This is a genomic window from Anaerosolibacter sp., assembly GCF_029240175.1.
Taxonomy (GTDB): Bacteria; Bacillota; Clostridia; order Peptostreptococcales; family Thermotaleaceae; genus Anaerosolibacter.
This window is the reverse complement of record NZ_JARBTM010000005.1, coordinates 239,517-258,362: the sequence shown is the minus strand read 5'-3', so window position 1 is coordinate 258,362 and position 18,846 is coordinate 239,517. Positions and strand designations below refer to the sequence as shown.

Annotated in this window: 21 protein-coding genes and 1 riboswitch; of the genes, 5 read left to right on the top strand and 16 right to left on the bottom strand. The window is 33.9% G+C overall.

Translation table 11 applies throughout. The features are described 5' to 3' along the window. Nucleotides 1–112: 112 nt before the first annotated feature. Complete coding sequence (locus K0R93_RS05355) at nt 113–262, bottom strand: hypothetical protein (RefSeq protein ID WP_300298623.1); 150 nt, start codon at nt 260–262, stop codon at nt 113–115. A gap of 362 nt (nt 263–624) precedes the next feature. Continuing rightward, on the bottom strand, nt 625–1,323 hold the full coding sequence (locus K0R93_RS05350; RefSeq protein WP_300298620.1) for a YetF domain-containing protein: 699 nt from the start codon (nt 1,321–1,323) through the stop codon (nt 625–627). Between the two features lie 328 nt (nt 1,324–1,651). Here K0R93_RS05350 and K0R93_RS05345 point away from each other — a divergent pair, with 328 nt between their 5' ends. Beyond that, nucleotides 1,652–1,975 (top strand): hypothetical protein, encoded by a 324-nt coding sequence (locus K0R93_RS05345; protein ID WP_300298617.1) that lies wholly within the window; start codon nt 1,652–1,654, stop codon nt 1,973–1,975. 184 nt (nt 1,976–2,159) lie between these two features. Continuing rightward, entirely contained in the window at nt 2,160–2,429 is a 270-nt protein-coding gene (locus tag K0R93_RS05340) for a hypothetical protein (RefSeq protein ID WP_300298614.1), read from the top strand. Between the two features lie 408 nt (nt 2,430–2,837). Here the strand turns inward: K0R93_RS05340 and K0R93_RS05335 are convergent, their stop codons facing one another. Next, on the bottom strand, nt 2,838–2,966 hold the full coding sequence (locus K0R93_RS05335) for a hypothetical protein (protein ID WP_300298610.1): 129 nt from the start codon (nt 2,964–2,966) through the stop codon (nt 2,838–2,840). Nucleotides 2,967–3,109: 143 nt separating this feature from the next. Here K0R93_RS05335 and K0R93_RS05330 point away from each other — a divergent pair, with 143 nt between their 5' ends. After that, nucleotides 3,110–3,310 (top strand): hypothetical protein, encoded by a 201-nt coding sequence (locus K0R93_RS05330; RefSeq protein ID WP_300298607.1) that lies wholly within the window; start codon nt 3,110–3,112, stop codon nt 3,308–3,310. 303 nt (nt 3,311–3,613) lie between these two features. Here K0R93_RS05330 and wrbA read toward each other — a convergent pair whose 3' ends face one another. The 7 genes from wrbA to K0R93_RS05295 form a co-directional block, all read right to left on the bottom strand. Continuing rightward, the gene (gene wrbA / locus K0R93_RS05325) at nt 3,614–4,225 is read right to left on the bottom strand and encodes an NAD(P)H:quinone oxidoreductase (RefSeq protein ID WP_300298604.1); all 612 of its coding nucleotides are present in this window, start codon (nt 4,223–4,225) and stop codon (nt 3,614–3,616) included. Between the two features lie 132 nt (nt 4,226–4,357). After that, the gene (locus K0R93_RS05320) at nt 4,358–5,899 is read right to left on the bottom strand and encodes a hypothetical protein (protein WP_300298601.1); all 1,542 of its coding nucleotides are present in this window, start codon (nt 5,897–5,899) and stop codon (nt 4,358–4,360) included. A 72-nt stretch (nt 5,900–5,971) separates the two neighbouring features. Continuing rightward, a riboswitch (cyclic di-GMP riboswitch) is annotated at nt 5,972–6,059 on the bottom strand. A 226-nt stretch (nt 6,060–6,285) separates the two neighbouring features. After that, nucleotides 6,286–6,462: a manganese catalase family protein gene (locus tag K0R93_RS05315; RefSeq protein ID WP_330685035.1), complete on the bottom strand. Its 177-nt coding sequence runs from the start codon at nt 6,460–6,462 to the stop codon at nt 6,286–6,288. A gap of 246 nt (nt 6,463–6,708) precedes the next feature. Beyond that, the gene (locus tag K0R93_RS05310) at nt 6,709–7,164 is read right to left on the bottom strand and encodes a hypothetical protein (protein ID WP_300298599.1); all 456 of its coding nucleotides are present in this window, start codon (nt 7,162–7,164) and stop codon (nt 6,709–6,711) included. A gap of 205 nt (nt 7,165–7,369) precedes the next feature. After that, nucleotides 7,370–7,537: a hypothetical protein gene (locus K0R93_RS05305; RefSeq protein ID WP_300298596.1), complete on the bottom strand. Its 168-nt coding sequence runs from the start codon at nt 7,535–7,537 to the stop codon at nt 7,370–7,372. Between the two features lie 396 nt (nt 7,538–7,933). Next, a complete protein-coding gene (locus tag K0R93_RS05300) occupies nt 7,934–8,707 on the bottom strand; it encodes a hypothetical protein (RefSeq protein ID WP_300298593.1) in 774 nt (257 codons plus the stop codon). Nucleotides 8,708–8,865: 158 nt separating this feature from the next. Next, nucleotides 8,866–9,261: an NUDIX domain-containing protein gene (locus K0R93_RS05295; RefSeq protein ID WP_300298590.1), complete on the bottom strand. Its 396-nt coding sequence runs from the start codon at nt 9,259–9,261 to the stop codon at nt 8,866–8,868. Between the two features lie 997 nt (nt 9,262–10,258). Between K0R93_RS05295 and K0R93_RS05290 the strand changes: the two genes are divergently transcribed. Then, nucleotides 10,259–10,759 (top strand): hypothetical protein, encoded by a 501-nt coding sequence (locus K0R93_RS05290; protein ID WP_300298587.1) that lies wholly within the window; start codon nt 10,259–10,261, stop codon nt 10,757–10,759. A 219-nt stretch (nt 10,760–10,978) separates the two neighbouring features. On the opposite strand, the gene K0R93_RS05285 is transcribed toward K0R93_RS05290, so the two are convergent. From K0R93_RS05285 to K0R93_RS05275, 4 genes are all read right to left on the bottom strand, one after another. Next, nucleotides 10,979–11,599, bottom strand: coding sequence for a stalk domain-containing protein (locus K0R93_RS05285; RefSeq protein WP_300298584.1), 621 nt, complete (start codon nt 11,597–11,599; stop codon nt 10,979–10,981). A 121-nt stretch (nt 11,600–11,720) separates the two neighbouring features. Continuing rightward, a complete protein-coding gene (locus tag K0R93_RS19110; RefSeq protein WP_330685034.1) occupies nt 11,721–11,891 on the bottom strand; it encodes a hypothetical protein in 171 nt (56 codons plus the stop codon). Further along, nucleotides 11,815–12,027: a phage holin family protein gene (locus K0R93_RS19290; protein WP_442870174.1), complete on the bottom strand. Its 213-nt coding sequence runs from the start codon at nt 12,025–12,027 to the stop codon at nt 11,815–11,817. Before K0R93_RS19290 ends, K0R93_RS19110 begins: the two co-directional genes overlap by 77 nt. Nucleotides 12,028–12,598: 571 nt before the next feature. Continuing rightward, nucleotides 12,599–13,417, bottom strand: a complete 819-nt coding sequence (locus tag K0R93_RS05275; RefSeq protein WP_300298581.1) for an alpha/beta fold hydrolase — start codon at nt 13,415–13,417, stop codon at nt 12,599–12,601. Between the two features lie 355 nt (nt 13,418–13,772). On the opposite strand from K0R93_RS05275, the gene K0R93_RS05270 reads away from it, so the two are divergent. Then, nucleotides 13,773–14,051 (top strand): hypothetical protein, encoded by a 279-nt coding sequence (locus K0R93_RS05270; RefSeq protein ID WP_300298579.1) that lies wholly within the window; start codon nt 13,773–13,775, stop codon nt 14,049–14,051. A gap of 394 nt (nt 14,052–14,445) precedes the next feature. On the opposite strand, the gene K0R93_RS05265 is transcribed toward K0R93_RS05270, so the two are convergent. Both K0R93_RS05265 and K0R93_RS05260 read right to left on the bottom strand, forming a co-directional pair. Further along, complete coding sequence (locus K0R93_RS05265; protein WP_442870173.1) at nt 14,446–16,014, bottom strand: IS1182 family transposase; 1,569 nt, start codon at nt 16,012–16,014, stop codon at nt 14,446–14,448. Between the two features lie 180 nt (nt 16,015–16,194). Next, the gene (locus K0R93_RS05260) at nt 16,195–18,747 is read right to left on the bottom strand and encodes a stalk domain-containing protein (protein ID WP_300298577.1); all 2,553 of its coding nucleotides are present in this window, start codon (nt 18,745–18,747) and stop codon (nt 16,195–16,197) included. Nucleotides 18,748–18,846: the final 99 nt, after the last annotated feature.

Here is an 18,846-nt window from a genome sequence, read left to right as displayed (position 1 = left end):
TAACTTAACATCACATTTGGGGCAAGTAATTAATAAATTGAAGCCATTTAAAAAAGGACTTAACAGCGTAAAATTTTTTTTACACAATTAAGCCCTTTCTTAAATATAGATTTTATAGTTCAATATTTTCTATCGCATCAATGATATCTAGAACTGCTTTGCGATATCCTTTAGACCAAATAAAGGTAGTGTCGTTATGGTGTTCTACATTTACACCTTCTAAAATTTCATATAAAACCTCAATCAAATTACTTTTACCCACTTTAATAATAACCTCCATTTTACTTTTATAAAAATCACCAATTAAATATTATATATTATTATTCATAAAAATATTGTCATAATTTGTCATGTATACCGGAAAAATTTATTTTTCTGGGTACAACTCAAATGGGAGCCTTTATATTTCGTACCAACTCGTTGAAACTGAAGGGAATATCGTCAGGATGCTTTGAGATTTTATGCATCACATGATTTTTGATTTTCCATCATATTTTTAACACAATTTTTATATAAAATTAAGTTACTGGTAGCTTTTAAGCAAGATACACCCCTCCTCTAAAGGATTTCTACTGCTGGTTATAAATCCTTTGTATTTTTTCATCTATAAACTTATATGTAATGCTATTTTATGTTTTTTTCTTTCCGTTTGTTTACATATAGTCTTCCATCACTTTGAAGCTCCGCATAAATTACATCATTTACAGATTTTATTCCAAAAGATTTCAATTGACTATCCAACCAGTCCTGACTTAAACTGAATTCTGTTAGGTTCTCGCCTACTACTTTACCATCTACGATGATCTCCGTCGGTATATGTAATCTTTGAGGCGCTAGAATTTTTAAGTCTTTCCTGGTTGGAGATTCAGCCTCTGGTATTTTTAATACGCTTAATTCCCCATTGGGTTCTAAAATAGCATAGTCTACATTAGCAAATGAAAAAACAGCTTTATTACGAAGGAGCATCGATAAATCATCAATGTTCAGTTGTGATTTAGACAATGCCTTTTCCTGAATTTTACCCTTTTTTATAACAATCATAGGTTCGCCATCTAATAACACTCTAGCCTTTGAAGATTTTAAACTTATATATTCTAATAAAAATGTAAGTAGCGCCCATAGGATTACACCCACCAAACCATCTATAAGCTTGATATCTCTGTGAACAACCATATCTCCAACAATATTTCCTAGAGCAATTCCTGTAATATATGTAAAGTGAGTTAATTGACCTATCTGCTTCTTACCGAGAATACGTGTTAGTAAGAATAATACTGTGAATCCTAATAAGGTTCTAACTACTGTAACAAATATAGAATGCATATGACCTCCTGTATTTTAGATATAATTTGTTCTATTGTAGTTTGCACAGTTTAATTGTTATTATTTGCTATGTACCTTACGTTGCATTAACAGTAAATTTATTGCATTAACTATGTCTTTTAGGATAATTATATCTTAATTACCAATATAATACATCTATATTTGCATAGAGCATAGGTTTTTCAAATACCGTATTATTCAATTTTCAAAATTCATTATCGCTAAAACATAATTTAGCACATCTCTCTTAAAAAGAATTATACGTTTGACTGTAATAATTTTCCATGATACTATTATTGTTGATTTGGTTAATTTAGGAGGTATATATATGTTTGAGAAGTTACTGTCTATAAAGAAAGAAGCTGCCTTTAAATTAATACAAAGACTTTTTTGTATTGGCATATTTCCTTTGTTTTTTTCTTCCATTTGTTTAGGAAAATACTTTGCTATTTTATTTCCTTCGCAGTATCAAGTCCCAGCTACACAACATGGTTTTTATACTTTCAGAACTGGGCCAAATGTATTACGGGGTATCTTTATAGGTACATGCCTTTTCATTTTCTCAATTGTTATCTGGAAAATCATTTGTCAAATTTTCCTCATCATTCTTGAGGCTTTCGAATCTAATACGCATCAGAATAATTTAGATTAATTCATATTTAGCGGCAATTCATTATTGCACCTTTTTCATTTAATTTTATCTTGTTCGTTAAACCTCAATTTAAATATTTTGTAACATCCAACCATTGATATGAATACCATGTAATGGGACAAGGCTCCATGCTTGATTCCTTTTATTATTCATTATCCAAAATATCATGATTGGAGGAATTTTTATGTCAAATGAACTTTCTGTTGATCAGGTTCTACCGAATACTTGCCAAATTTTAACTCAAGGTGGTATAACTGTTGGTGCTATCGGGGCATTTGTGCTTGAAGGTGGAAATCCCAACACTCTAATTGGGAGAGTAGTATCTTGTGAATCTCAACCACCTATACCTTTCATAAGGATTATATTGACTGAGAGCTTCGGACCAATCCCAGTAGGAACTCTGATGTCTATTGATGCACGTGATATCGCAGCATTTGGACCAATCACCGTGTAATTATTTAAACTAAAGATATACCCGCGGGTATTTACCTTCACTATAAAAACAACCTCCTTCTTTGCCGTATTATCACTTAGTAAAAATAAATTAATACGCATCACCCTTTTCCTGAAGCTTGCAGTACCTTTTGATTTCATTAAAATTATCTGTCAAGAACACTCCATCATTCTCAAGCTTCCTAAAAGTATGCTTTACGGTATCATGGCTCCGGAAAGGAGAGTTCTGATATTGCCAATCTGCAATTGTGTTATAGGTCCAATCCCGATCATTTATGTAATCCTTGTCTTGTTTTGTCGAAATATGTATGTTAAAATAAAATTGTTAATATGGTAAATTAATATTTTCACTACCCCACGACTCCCTTGGTCCCCCGACCTGGGAGTCGTCCCCTTTTTTGATTCATATCTATTCCTCTCCTTTGATGTTCTCAATCGCATTGATATCGATGGTCGCACCAATCTCATGTGCTATTATCAAGGTCGGATTATCACTCCCCCTAACAACTTCTTGAATAACAGCTCTACATCTTGCCAAAGCTTCCTGTAGCCTCTAGACAACATATCATTCCATGCTTTGCACCTCTCTTTGGTAAAATACTTATTCAATCAGTGTCGTTATTTGTATAGAGGTATCTCCCTCTTCTTGTAGAATTATTCAAATAGGAAGGAGGTGAAACCATGACTAGCTTTGCTGATGCACGTGATAATAAAATCCACTCTCTTACTTTGGAATACTTAAGGCTGGCAACTAATGTTCAAAATTTGACTCCTACCGAGTTTGTTCAAAAATATGATGATATTCATGCCGAGATTGAAGAATTTTTTAAGGCTAGAGACGCAAAAATGGCTGATGAAACGTTTAAGAAGTTTGGTTTCTAAATTGCTTGACCTTAATGTAGTTACTTGGAGGACTTATAGCGATAGCTGTTTTAGCTTCCTCTAAAGCGGCTATCCATTCCTCTAAAACTTCGATAACTACATGAAATTCATCCATACGTTTATCCAATCACCTCTACAAAACAAACCTTTATTAATGGGCCAAAGGGATAGTTTTGTTCTGTCGCGCAAGTGAAGCTGTGTAAATACAATTATATTTTTATTATCACGCTGGATGATACTGCATAGTAAAACCCCTTGGTATGTACCAAGGGGTGAATAATTGGTGTTAATTGGATATAAAAATCACCTTGTTAATTTAGCCGTAATAGTTGCTACATGTTTTCCTAAGAATCTTGCTCCCTCTAACTCATTTAAACTAGGTAATCTTTCTCCTTGGGCTCCAGCTATAGTAGAAGCTCCATATGGAGAACAACCCGTTATTTCGTCTATTCTTGTCTGTCCTTGGAAACTATAAGGTAGGCCTACTATAATCATTCCATGATGTAAAAGTGGAATATGTGTACTCAATATTGTTGATTCTTGTCCTCCATGCTGTGTAGCTGAACTAGTAAATACACTAGCAACTTTTCCAATTAAAGAACCCTGTGCCCATAAACCACCTGTAGAATCTAAAAATTGTTTCATTTGACCGGTCATATTACCAAACCTTGTAGGAGTTCCAAAAATGATAGCATCTGCATTTACAAGATCGCTATGTTCTACTACTGGTATATTTGCAAATGATTTTTGAATCTCAAAAGCACCCATCTTCTCTAAAACAGCATCCGGCAATGTTTCGGGCACTCTTCTAAGTATTACTTCCGCACCTTCTACTTGTTTTGCACCTTCAACTACAGCTTCAGCCATTAGTTTAATATGTCCATAGGTTGAATAGAAAAGGACTAATATTTTCATAAATTTTCCTCCTCAGATTAATTATTTATGTTATTAATACCCTTTCTTTTTTGATAATAACTCTCATAAGTATATTTTTTGTGCCTCGATAAAGGAGATTACGGTGGAGAGTATTGCCCTCATGCTAAGTATTTATTTGTATAAATCTAATGTTAAGTCATCAATCCAAAAAGCTGAGTCATGGTCTAAAACGGATATTTTCAATTCATCTATATTGCTGATATCTCCATTTATATTAAGCATTTCCCAAGAATTACTTGAAACTAACTTAAAAGAAACTCTATTTCGATAGTTAAGTTTTTCATTTTTATAACCTTCAATCTCGAAATCAATCGTTTGTATAGAATTAGACATTACCCACATTGAAAAAGCAGAGTAATTACTAGGTTCTAGATCTTTCATCGCAATAGACTTGTTGTTTCCATTTTCACTTTTATCAAATCGGATGGAGCAGTTGCCTTTTTTAAATATGGAATTATCTATAAATGTATCACTAGGGTTATCATAAATAATCTCATAATTATCGAGGATTTCAGTTTCAAATCCAGCTGTCTCTTGTGGTGGTCCTGGTCTCTCATTTTTTAACATATGAAATTCTTTTTCGTAGGGAACACTCCATTTTTCATACTGATCTTGAACCTTTAGAATTACTTTGTATGTGCCTTGATCTACAAAGTCCATATCAAGATCTTTCGATATTTTCTCATCAATAATTTGATCGTTTTTATAAACTTGCCACACTGATCCTTTAATGATATTGTTACTTCCATCAGCAGTACTCTTGTTTATAAACTTCCATCCATCAGCAATGTTAATTTTATCAAAAGATGCAGTAGGTGGTTGGACAACAAATCCTTGAAGCATATATGGTAATTGGAAAATAGTGGATGCACAAGTCATCAATACTACAATAGAAAGTCCTGTTGCAATTTTCGTAATCGGGCTCTTAACCTGCTTCCTCAATGTTCTTCTTTTATTTCTTGTAGTTCCATAGGCCTGATCAATTTTTGTTCTTGATGATGTACTATAGAAATATAAACTCTTATAGTAATCTAAAATCTCACCAATATTATTAACAGTCAGTTTATCATTTTCTAAATCGTCTATGAATTTTAAGATTTTATCAGATACAAGATTTTCTTGGTGTTGTTCTGGTAATCCATAGGTATATATTCTCCTTGAAACAGCACCTATTTTTCCTACTATCGCCTTGAACTCCTGAGGAGACTGAAGCAAATTATCACACTTAATCAGTTCTGCAAACTGAAGTATGCCATTTCGTACAAATATTTGTGTCTCGTCAATCAAAACATTAATTAGTGGCTTATCCAACTTCGAATATTTAGATATTCCTTTGATAAATTCATAAAGTATATGTTCCCTATCTTTCTTATTCAAATTATTTTGGTTTAAATGCTCTAACAAAGGAGTACCAGCAAGAAATTTTGTGACCAACACTACACCATTATCAATCTTTTCTTGGTACAATACATTATGCAATGAATTTTTAATCTTCTTTAAATCCTTTGATGATATAATACTTTTGTCTTTAATAATATTAATGACTGCTGTATCATTTAAATCTGCTTTGGATGTGCCAACAAAAATATCTTGTTTAATACTTCTTAAAAGAATGTTATCAATATTAAAACGATCAATGTATGTCTGATCCATTATCTTATCCTTTCACACACAATAAAAATAGCAGCTCAAAAAGCTGCCAGCATTATTATGTGTCATAACGTCTTTGGCAACCTGTCAATCATAGAATGAAACATTCCTTAGATCCATGGTTTTGCGTCCTTACCTTTCGATAAGTTTGCCTTTATCAATCATATATCTACTTTATGTCATTTCGATATTATTCTACCTTTTTCAGCCTTTTCCTTTTAAACAAAGTATAAATAAGCCAAAAGTCTTATATATAGTTTTTTACATTCAGTTCTCTAACTTTGTGCCCCCTCTTAGAGCGCTCACAGATACATTTGTATCATGGCCATTTAAGACAACTCTATGAAGGAAGGGGATGAATACCAGTTTTATGGACAAAATCAAATGACTCATTCAAAATAGGTAAAAAATCCAGGATACATGGCACCCATCATTTCCCAGTGAGCAAGCTCCTCTGTTCCGATATCTGTTAACAATGCTTTTGCCTCACCAGTAGGCATGCTATACCTTTGATGAAGATATCTTAAAGCTGCAGACAGTTCCCCATCTGGTCCTCCAAATCGCAAAACGATATGATATCTATATGCATTGAAAATGCTTATTTCTTAGATATATATAATTTCAAATAACCCTCACTAAATGTATATTTCGAAATACAAGAGGATTATATCTTAAGCTTATTTTTATTTTAACGCTTTCTTATTTCTACAATAACATTTTCAACAAGAATATCAATATTGTTAATTGTATCCAGAATAATTTCATTATTTAGGGTGTATTAAATCAACATAATAAGTCTTTGCTTATAAACTTCACTTAAGTTTGGAATTGTCATAATTATATTGGATGCTTGTTCCGACTACCACGTCTTCAATTTTTTCAATGATTAGCCAATCATCCATATTACTCTGATGGTCAAATTCTAAAGGAGCAATTTCTTTAACATCTTTAAATTCAACTAAGCACAAGCATTTTTTCCGCCACCTTTCTTTTTGCTTGTTGGTTAGATTCAGCTGACTTTGATTTCTCTCAAGTATTTTCACAATCTCATCTTCTGTCAATTTAACATAGTTTTGAACGCTTGCTACTGTAGCTGTAACAGAGATTTTTCCTGTTCCTTTTTTCATAAAGTACAATGTTTCGCCTTCAAAAACTCTACTATGAGGAATTTTTCTTCCGGCTGCACCTCTTACAATCATAGTTTTGGTGCCATCCATAATTTTCTCCAAAACCTTTTCTTTGTCATCACAATATACCACATGTACCATTTCTCAATTCCCCCCTTTACTCTATCTAACTACTTTCAATTCGCTTAGTTCTATAACTACATAACAATTATCTTTCCATTTATCTACAGTACTCTAGCTTGCTCATTTTTCTTAATTTTACTAAACTTATATTGTATTACATAAGAGATATATTTGCATCGTTACTTAATATCAGCAGGTTGCGTAATAAATCAATCTAAAGACATTATATTAAAGATATCATAAAAGCAAGTCCTAAAAGTGATAAGGCAGCAATTATATAATAAAGAATTTGGGTTGATTTTGTTGGTTTTATCTTATCTATAGCAGCTAAGTAGGCTAAAATTAAATTTGCTAATGCTGTTATAATCAGCATGATACGCAGTATTTCCATAACCGTTCCCCCTTTTTTAAGTAGAACGCGATATTCTACAGTTGCGACGCTTTATAAGAAGAATACGACATAAATGTCGCAGGTTGAGATCAATAAAATTGTAGGGGCGATTCACGAATCGCCCAATGTTAGCGGCATGTTCATTATGAATAGCACCACAGTTGCTGTCATGCAGAGCGCAGCGAAGCATCTCAAAGACCCACAATCAGATCCTTCACGTTATTCAGGTGGGTTGGTATCTATGGTCCATGGGCGATTCGTGAATCGCCCCTACCAAGCGCAACATCAATCTGTGTCGCATTGTTATACGAATGCGACATAATTACAAGTCACTCATAGTCATGTATTACTCGTTATAATACAGTCACTAAATCTCTTTTTAATACTAAAGCAATATTACACTGTGTCGATAATAGCTTCGCTTTTCTCTTTTAAAGCATAATATAGCGAAATGGAAAATACATTTGTTAACACTCCTGTAAAAATGGCTATGAATTTCTTTATTAGCTCTAAATATGTATTATCTATGCGCTGAAACAAAGGTATATAGTCTCGCCCTATTTTTATGAGATAAGATGGCACAAATAAGATGACATATGAAATAGTGAATACCAGTATTACCTTCCAAAAATAGTTTTTTACTAAATTCTTACTCATAGCGAAAGAATTGATATTCTTGCTTTCTAAGATTGCTACATATGGAGCAAACGAATAGATCGTCATTAAATATATTACAGGAATAGACATCAGACCTAATAGAAAATATTTTAATATTTTTGTGGTAACAAACGCATAGACTATTGTACCTATAATCGCCGGAATGATACTTACAAGAATGAATATCAGCATGACCCCAATATACCTTCCTAATCTTCCGCTCCAACTAAGAAAAGCTTCATTTAGGTCAACATATTCATCATTGTATCTTTTGGAAATAACAGTGGTACTCACTATGATCATGGCTAGATCGATCACAAGGAAAATCATCCCTATAAAAAATCCTACAGACTTCATCGATAAAAAATCATGCCCTACCCTTAAATGCGTAATTGCAACCTCAAGCAACTGAGCAATAAAAGATACGGTGGCAATGCCTGTGAATAAGGAAAATTTTTCTGAATATAACTTGAAAGATTTTCCTATTATGTTCTTTATATTTACTTGATTCATGATTCTACCCCCACTTGTCAGTTTAATTGTGTCCTTATATTTTAATGATCTTTGAGTCTCATCATAGTAAACGATTAGATAACCAAACTATTAGATCGATTCTATTTAATATTAGAGTTAATAGGTGGCATAATGCCTATATACAATTTTGCTGCTAATTATTGAATTCCAATCCATGATTTCATTCTTTCACTGAATGCTTCTCTAGTAAATACTTCTTCAATATTATCTATATTAATCCATTCATATCCATCATGTTCTTCAGAAATAGAAATTTCTCCTGAAATAATTTCACAATGATATATTACACCTATAGTTTGAAATTTTTCGTTGGGCATATAATTCCATGTATCAATCAGCTTAATTGGTTTAATCTTCACGCCCAGTTCTTCTTTTATCTCTCTAGCTAGAGTTTCCTCTGCATTTTCTCCAAATTCCATTCTACCACCAGGTAAATCCCACCATTTTTTATTGTCTATGATCTTATACATTGCTAGAAACTTGGTATCTTCAATAATAAGATCCTTTGTTGAAAAAAAGAATTCTCGTTTCATTTATATGCCTCCTCTAATAATCGTTAAGCTCAATAACTTCTATATACTCAAGACGAAACAGTAATTTAGTACACTATTAACAGCCTTGTTTTTGATCTAGAAAATTCATTTTATTTGAGTGTGACTTTTTATAGTATCTACTATTATCAAGGTACACACTACTACCAGCGAACACAATATTGATATGGCACTAATTACAAGCCCTATCTCATACGGTCCTGCTCCAAGGGATTGACCAACATTTATCGATAAGAACTCCACAATCCAAAAAGTTAATAAACCTATAATAATGTAGGTTACATACTTCATATCCATTCTCCCCCTATTTATTTCGCAAAATCTCAGATGCTGATTAGAATTTCATAATACTAACTTCTACGCATTCCATTTATTCCCTCCTTAAATTTAAAAAGCAGGGATTTTACCCTACCCTACTTCATTCAAGGCGTACCTAACACTCTTACAATCAAGCAAGTTGGACTACGTCTTGCTTTCCTTATAAGAAATCAAACTTCAGTCCATAAACTTTTCATCACCTATTAAGATAATCCATTTCATTTTATTCCCCCTTATAACGGCGACTATTTATCCCATTTGTATATGGCCCAAATAATCTTGGTTCTTATTCTCCTGTAGATGCGGCTTATCACCCAAGTTCTAATTTCTACACATTCCATAAATTTCCTGAATGGCAAAAAAGTAGGATTTATTATATGTTACTCTTTTGCGTTGAAGGTGTATTTAATGCAGTAATGCATATCTAATAATCAATCACACAGGTTTGCCTAAGATGTCAATATCAACTAGATATATGGGATTATTTTACATTTACATTCCAAATTTTAACTTTACTTCTATATTTTTTTGATATACTATTCTTATCAGCTGATATTTTACCTTATCCTTTCAAATTTGAAATCTATAGCTAGGCCAATAGTCATTACTGATGAGTAAATGACTAAAATAAATCTAAGGAGGATACAAAATAAATAAAAGTATGAAAAGATTCGTTTCCTTACTTGCGGTATTTGTTTTTACATTGAGTATTGTGCTTATGCCTATTGATAGCTATGCTGCAACTAACAATTCAGTAGATAAAGTCAAAGAAATCTCCGAAGGCCACAAGTATATCTTTGCTAAAAAAGCCCCTAAGTTATATATTGAAGAAGAAAACATCTTCGAATTTGGAACCGAAAGTCAAACTTTTAGGCTTAAACTTACGAATGCAGAGTGGCTTTCTATGTATGATTTCCCTAACAGTACCTTCGAGGAGGAAATGGAAGGAAACTACACTGATCTAACTATCACAAGGATTACTGATCATGTACTTGAAGTAACTATTCATAATACGGCAGAAAACTGTACTTCGAACCTAGTCTATGAGATTCCAATGCTAGTACAGGTTGGTGTTAGCGGCCAAGGTCCAGTGACTGTAGAGATTGATCGAAAAGATAGTGTCGTTACAGCTGGAGTATATACCTTTGCTGTCATAAAATAATACGTAGGCCTTTCAGTATTAAAAAATTCATTACGTTGGTTTATCCAATAAAAATAGCCCCCTAAAGCATGTATAGGTACATTTAACCTATGACTGCCCTACAGGGCTTTTTTTCTCTTTGTGAAAGATACATTTAACATATTTCTTTCACTAAATAAAATTTCTGTACAAAAAGAAAAAAGACAGGAACCTAAGCCCCTGCTTTATAAAGTATTTTCGTTATCTAACATACATTTCTTTTATATGTACGGTTTTGAACTCGTTACCATATCTGATTTGGAAATGAAATTTATAGTCTCCTACTTTATCAAAACGAACATTTTCGAAATAATTTGTAATATAGAAAGAATCATCTTTCTCTACAGCCTCATAAGTGCTCGGACTAGTAGTATAGATTATATTGCCATCTTCATCTGCTATAGCTACTCTAAATTCATAATTTCCTGGCTTCATATCTGACATCGATACATAGGTGTAAAATGAATTATTTGAACCCACTGACTGATATTTATAAGGATTTTGAATGTTAAGCACACCATCTTCATCTTCTTCAATATTTGACGCAAATATCAAATCCACCTCAGGTCTTACAAGATTTACAGTCCAAGTTTCTGCATTCCATTCTACAATTGCATTAAAAGTTTCCGCTACAGCTTTTATTGGCAATACAGTTTTTCCATGAAGATTCACACCTGGAACCTCACTGCTTACAGATTTTCCATTTACTTGAACATTTACGATTGGAAATCCGTTAAAATCTCCATTGATACTTGCAGCTCCTACCACTACAGTTAATAAAATCATGCATGTTACAACTGAAACAATTAATCTCTTCTTCATATTTTTCCTCCTCGTCTTAATAATTTGTGACATACCAATTTTCTCCATTATTCTACATATCCCTCTAGTACTATCATATTTTAGTACTAATGTCCTATAATAATAATCAATTGAAGGTATACTAACAAGCAAAAATAAAAGAGACAGGAGCCGAAGCCCCTGCCTGTGTATTGTCTTCACCATCATTCTGTATTCTTTTATCCTTCTTCGCTTTCTTAAACAATTGATTTGAATAAACTGCTGCTCCAGTAACAAGGATACCTTGGATCATCGCCTGTGCTAATTTCCTCAACTGGCGAATCTAGTCTACTTCCCATAATTGCCATAGTTCCAACAACACCTACAATTAAAAGGATCAATGGGATGAACCTATCTTGGATAAACTCCAACCTTTTTAGGATCATACCTAATATGTAAAGTCCTGGTATTAAAATTAAAGCCTGTTCAAGATAAATGTTGTAATATCTATAAATCAGGCTCCTCTCAATTTATAATTTTTATTCCTGCTATGATAGCAGCTATAGTTCCAATAGACTTAATCAATTCAATTACAATATTAGACCATGTTTCGTTTGTGCTTTGGTTCCCTGTTGTAAAAAGTGTTTTTATGTCATCTAACCTTTCAAATATTTGCTTTACGTATATTTTCGTTTCTGTCTGACTTTCCTTAAGAGATGCTATATCAGAATCATGTTTTTCTTTAGCTGTAACAACTGCTTTATATCCTCTTCAATGTTCTGAAATCTTCTTTTTTCCGTCCATAGCGTAGTCATATACTATATTTACGTTTTGGATAGCCCGTCACCCATAATGGCAACCCTTTGCAATCATCTTCTTCTTTATCTGTTTCTTTTGAGCTTTCTCGTATTTGTTGCAGTCGGGGTTGTCAGAGGGGCATAATGTAAATTTAACGCAATATCCTTAAAATGCAACATAAAAATACCGTTAACTCATTTCTAAATAATACGGTATTTTCATCAATTATCAGTCTTTGCGTTTTTAGTATTCTTCAATAAATCGTGTCAGTTCCTCGTTAAATTTATCTCGTTGGTCATAGAACAATCCGTGACCACTATATTGAAACGGTACAAGTTTGGCGTTTTTAATACCTTGCCTTTGGGCTATAGCCAATGGGAAGAGACAGACTTTGTCATGGATACCATGGAGAATTAAAGTGGGTACATCTATCTTTCTTAGATCGTAAAATAAGCTTTCTTCACCTAACCAAGTGGTTGCAACTGACGCAGTGGCCCAACTTGATGCCTCTAATCCTAGTATGAAGAACCAATCTGAAAATGACTCGCTTATATGCTGAAAGAAAAATATGTCTCCAAACCCCTTTAACATTTTAGGCCGATCTGTATATGTTCCTTGAATAATTTCATTTACTGCTTCTCTGGATAACCCAAATGGAAAATAAGGCCTACGAATAAGACTAGGAGCCGCGGCAGCAAAAAGAGCAAGTTTTGATACACCATATCCATTATGCCTAGCCATATATCTAATAGCAATCGCTCCCCCGGTTGAATGTCCTGCAAGTGTGAAATCTTGTAAACTTGGTTCTTCAATCACACATCGAACATCGTCCGCCAATCGGTTATAATCGTATCCTCCCCAAGGCTTATCTGAATTACCGAATCCTCTTGTATCTATTCCAATGCACCTATATCCCATCTTTGGAAGTTGATCAAACTGATATTCAAACAACTTATGACTTCCAGGCCAACCGTGTAGAAACAAGATTGTTTTCTTACCCTTTGGGTTAAGATCCTCTACATAAATTTTTACATTTGGCTCTACTTCAACATAGTATGCCACACTAATACCTCCATTCACAAAACGACTTCATTAACAGATTATGTTCTTGAATATAAATGGGGCACTAGTTATTTGATTTTTAATACCGTATTATTTAGTTTTCAAAGAATATCGTTCGTTTTTTCTGTTTCATCTTTTACGTCGAGATATGACGATATTGCCTTAAACCTCAACTTAGCTCACGCACTTTTCAATTCCATTCTATATTTTCTCACCTAAAACTCATCGACTATAGAATCCATCTATAATTCTCACTTTTGAATAAATTTTCTCAATAAATAAATATTATTTATTGAAGGAAGTTATTTAATTTTGTAGAAATAAAAATATAAAATCCATCCGGAGGTGATGTCATTTGTATTGTTATCGTAGTCCTATAGGAGTAATGTTAATTGAGTTTGATTCATCCACTGGTGAAATTGTTCTAAAGATAAACGATATATCTTTATGCCAATACTCTTCTGTAGACGATGCTGTTCATGACGTATATTCCCATGCAACAGGATACCTTGATTGGGATAAGCTTTGGGGTTCTGTTGTACCACCTAAAAATATCTCCGAGTGGGAAAAAGAATCTGTTAAAATAGGTCATTCTACTCAATTTCAGAATAGATCCTTCAGCTCTACTAGATAGTAAATAAGAAACTTAGTTGATTCGTATTTTTTATTTATGAAATCTTATTTTAGTACAACCGATATATCATTTTAGTTGACATTTAATTTTGTATGATGCATAATTTTTATTCTGTTAAGTCAAGCTTTCTAAAGCTCCAAGCTATAGTCAGCATGGCTTTCCTCTAAAGCGCTAAATATTTGTTTCACGCAATAAAACAAGAGCAGAATTCTAAAGGGGCTGTCTCAAAATGATTGAATAAATCATTGAAAAAGGCAGCTCCTTTTTCATGAAAATCTTAAAAACAACCTATGCTTTTCTCCATGTTTTTAGAAAGCATAGGTTGTTTTTTAGGTTTTTCGCACGACAAAAAGAGGTTCTTAAAATCTCTTTAATTAGGATGTGTTTGAGATTTCTAGGCTACCTTTACGTTAAATAATGATACACCACATCTATTTTTTAAAATTTTGCTATGCAACTTATTAATGTTAAAACCAAAACATAATAACATAAATTCGGTTTTTACATTCTGCTTTCCACGTAATAAGAATCTTCTGAAGCCATAGTCTTCTTTTAATATCCCGAAAGCACCTTCCACTTGAATTGAGCGATTTACTCTCAATTTTATACCTTCCTCACCAGTAATATTGCCTAGTGAAATTTCTCGTAATCGGATAAAGTCTATTGCTACTTGGAGTTGCTTATTTCCCTTGGCTTTTGTGCACTGCTGCTTATGTTCACAGTCTTCACAATTCTCACATTCGTAGATCTTTATTTTGGATTCATAACCTGATTTTGATCTCCTCTTTTTATCTCCAATATATCTTAACTGCCTTTGATTATGGCAAGTGTATTCATCCTTTTCTGCATCATAGGTCATGTTCTCACGGCGATCGATTTTTTTCTTAAAATTACTTTTCTTTATCATCTCATAGGTTGTTGGTTTAATAAATGCCTTTTGCTTATGGGTTTCCAGAAAGGCATAATTTTCCTCACTTTCATAACCTCCATCGGTGACTGCATTCTGATGATACTTTGGTAATTTTTCATGAAGTTTTTCTATGAATGGGATGAAAGTCAGTTGATCTGAACGTTCGCTAAAAATGTCCATTCCCACCACATATTCACCTTCCACACCGATTTGTACATTGTAGCCAGGCTTTAACTGAGAATTTCTCATATGATCTTCTTTCATATGCATAAATGTGGCATCATGATCTGTCTTTGAAAAGCTATTTCTTCCATCGAAAATTTGATTGTAGCTATCATACTTTTCCTTTGTATTTATGTACTCTTTTAGTTTTTCTATGTGTCTTTGCAAGGGGGTTTTTCTTTTACCTTTACCATGGACAAATTCAATACCTAATACAGACTTCTGATGTTCTAAAAAATCTAAGATTTCAACCAAAAGACAAGCGGAAGCTTTTTCTTCATTAATGATGTAAGAGCAGCCGTAGGCTCGATTAATTTCCTCAATTAGTATTTGAATTTTTTCTTGAAGTCGAAGCTCATGTTTTTGAATGGATTTTTTCCATACGAAGGAATATTTATTTGCATTAGCTTCAATCTTTGTTCCATCAATAAATATATTCTCGTAAGCAATCTCACCCATATCTCCTAACAGGGTAACTAGCTGATAAAACAGTTCTTCAATAACATGGGCTAATCGCCCACTGCGGAAACGACTAATTGTATTATGATCCGGGGCTTCTTCGCCCCCTAATAGCCAGATAAAATTAATATCTCGTCTACAAGCTGTTTCAATCTTTCGAGATGAATAAATACCGTTCATATAGGCATAAGAAACAACTTTGAAAAGCATTTTAGGCGGGGCAGGGGGTCTGCCTATGGATGCATAACAGTCATAGAGATGTTTAAAATCTAACTGCTCGACAACTTTGTTTAATAGCCTCACAGAATCATTCTCAGGAATCATTATGCCGGTGTTTATTGGTAAGATTAATTGAAATTCATTGATATTCATGATACAATCTCCTTGGTGTATGTTTGTTGTGGTGACTACATTATACCAGAGAGACAGATTCTTCGGGATCTGTTTTCTTATTTTTTTGCAAAAGAAAAAGGGCGTCTCAGCCCTAGATAGTATTATCTATTTTGAGACAGCCCCTTTAGAATTCTCTTTTTTATGTCTTTCTTATAGGTGCTATTTAACTATTTCAACTCTTTTTGATTCCCCAAACCATAATACATTAGCTCCTAGTGCTTCTGACACATATCTCAATGGTACTAATGTACGGTTATCAACGATTGTTGGGTTAGCATCGAATCCTTCAATTGGTTGGTTAATTACCATTTTTAACTCTTTGCCATCAAGGGTAATCGAAATTTCTTTTGTAGTTTCATTCCAAGCTACTCGTCCACCAAGGTTTTCAACGATAAATCTTACAGGAACCATTGTTCTATTATTCATAACTACTGGTGCAACATCATTATATCTCGCAGTATCATTTACGATAGTATCGCTTTGTCCAATTGTTAATTCAACCTTAGTTAATTCCTCAGCTTGCATCACTCCGAATAAGCTGAATTGATCTGTAAAGAATGTGAATGTCTTGTTTTTTGCGTCATATTTACCGCCTAGTTTCACAGCTTTAACGCTGCCATCTTCATTCTTTACATACCTAACACCAGTTAATTTAGCTATTTCGCTAATCTTTAATTCGGATACATCGATAGTGATACCTACTGGTTCGCTAAATGACTTAACTTTTTCAACTGTTGTACCAGATACGATCTGAGCAGTTAAATCAAATACTTTTCCACCAATTTCAATAAGTCCTGTATTGCCTTCTGTTACTTTGACAATCAAATCTTTTGTTTCATCAGCTGTTAATTCTTTTGCCCCTAACTCTAAGTTGCCGATTTTAGATTCAAGAGCCTTCTTCAACTCTGGTGTCACAAGCGACTGTGGAGCAAACTTAATTTCAACACCTTTGTTCTGGATTAAGATAGGTTTATTTTCTTCTGCTAATCTAGTGATGATGGTAGCAGATACTTCTGCCTTATTGTCCTTATCATTTTGAAGAGTAATTGTAGCCGCTTGTCCTTTTGCTAATGATTCATTTAATGCCTTATCTCCTTCTGTCTTTACTTGATCTGAAATTAGAGAAGGAGTAAGTGCGGGTGTGCTTGGCGTTGTGCTACCACCGCCACTAGAGCCACCAGAGGAACTGCCACTACTTCCGCTGGTTGGTGCTGATTTTACTAATGCTATCTCAAATAAGGCTGTTCCATTGGAAAGAACTTCGCTTGTCTTTGTCATGTAGCCAGATTTTATAGCTGTGAATGTGATGTAGGATTCATCGTAAGATGGTGTTCCAAATACATCAACAAAAGTTGCCACGCCTTCAGCATTTGTTACTATTGTGTGTCCATCCATTATAACGCTTACACCTGGAATAACATTTCCTGTTGGATTACCTTGAGTATCCGCCTCTCTAAATTTAAGACTGATTGTATGTGCCGGAGGATCATTCTTAATTGCTTTTAGGGCTGGATATTTATCGATTACATCAAAAATAGGTAAATATGATCTTCCATCTAAAACATATGGAGCTACATCCGCAGCAAATATTTGCTTTTCACCATCGATTGGGCCAAAAGTGAAATTTATTGAACCATGTACGAATGTTGCTTCCATTCCATCTTTTTGAAGATACATTTCTTTAGTATCTGCATTCCAGAGTACCTCAAATCCATATACTTCGCTAAATGCTCTTGCAGGAATAACTGCAAAACCATTCTTAACTAACATCGGTGCGCTTAAAGTCTGGATTCTAGAACCATTCTCATCGGTTACTCTTACTTTTAAGGAACCTATAGTAAACTCTGCTTGTACATCATATTGTCCCTCAATAAGCTTAGTCATCTGTACTTCTACTACCTCTGGGGTATCCGCGGTAACAGGAATTATACCATTAACATCATTATAGCCTTCAGCTACTACATCGAATCCAAGGTCTCCATATTCTAATAATAGAGCAGCTTCTCCAAATTCATCTGTTGTGTATCCATGATTACCAATATAGACTACTGCGTTAGCCACTGGTGTTGTACCATCTAATACTCTAAATGTTACATCCTTAACTTCTACTGGATTAAGGGATACTGTAATATGTTGTTCGTTTGTTGACTCGCCAACTGTTACTTCTCTTTCTATAGACTCATAGCCAAACTTGTCTACGAATAACTCATAAACACCGTATTCAGCTTCAATTACTACTTCACCATTAACACCAGCAATCAGTTCTTCGTAACCACTAATATCATTACCAAAGATCACCAATGCTCCCTCAAGAGCTGCATCTGTAACAGCGTCCATAACCCAAATATGAACTGTTTGATTTGCCGCAACTGGCGCTGTGGCTGTCAATATTCCTGCAGCTTCAGATAGTATTATAGATCCGTCTGTGATATATAGCTTATATTCACCGACATTTGTAGGTACATCGATATTAATTTCTGTTGCACCTAACTCATATACTGCACTTGTGACTGTAGTTCCATCCTCAACTAGAGATGAAAAAGTTGCTCCTTCTGGAGCAAGCCAAGCAGTTTCACCATCATTCACATTAGGAATGCTAATTATTTCCCCTGCAATAACACTTTGGTTAGTGTTCAGATCTAGTGCAAATCCTGATGTCACACTAGCAAGCACCAAGATTAGTACTAATAACCATGATACGCTTCTCTTCATTTGCTTTGTTTCCTCCTTGCTGTCTAGTATCTGTTGCTCAAGTGTTAGTGCCATTATATCCCAATGGCTAAGCAAATTTTACAGATTACATCTGCCTCC